At 44.7% G+C, this 358-nt stretch carries 1 protein-coding gene; it reads left to right on the top strand.

What is annotated here, in order from left to right; genetic code table 11:
- Window positions 1-358 (top strand): hypothetical protein (locus QEH52_RS20330; protein ID WP_308952787.1); only part of this gene is annotated, 358 nt, incomplete at both ends.

Raw genomic sequence — 358 nt, 5'->3', positions numbered from 1 at the left:
GTATTTCGGCGTAAAACGATGGGACTTCGAGCTATAGATGCTGCAGAGAAATTACGTGCTGAAATTCGCTCAAATCTAAATATTCTTTCTTTATACCGACAAAGCTCTGGTCCGGTCATTCTTTCAGAGATGTGGATTGTTCAAGAGGATAAAATTGTGCAAGTTCAAGCCTACTCCCCGTCACTGCAAAATCTACACCCACGACGAGACGCGTCTAGATTGTCCGCGAGTGTGGCAACTGCTCTGGAGCAGCGACTTAGTATGGGCCCGAACCTTGAGTCGGAAGTTCGGTCAGCGTTGGATTTGAATAATCTAGCGTTAAGCATGCATGATCATCGTCTTCGTTTGATTAATATAT

Source organism: Thalassobacterium maritimum, assembly GCF_031127805.1.
Taxonomy (GTDB): domain Bacteria; phylum Verrucomicrobiota; class Verrucomicrobiia; order Opitutales; family Coraliomargaritaceae; genus Thalassobacterium; species Thalassobacterium maritimum.
The sequence above is the reverse complement of the archived record's forward strand: the minus strand, read 5'-3'. Positions and strand labels throughout refer to the sequence as shown.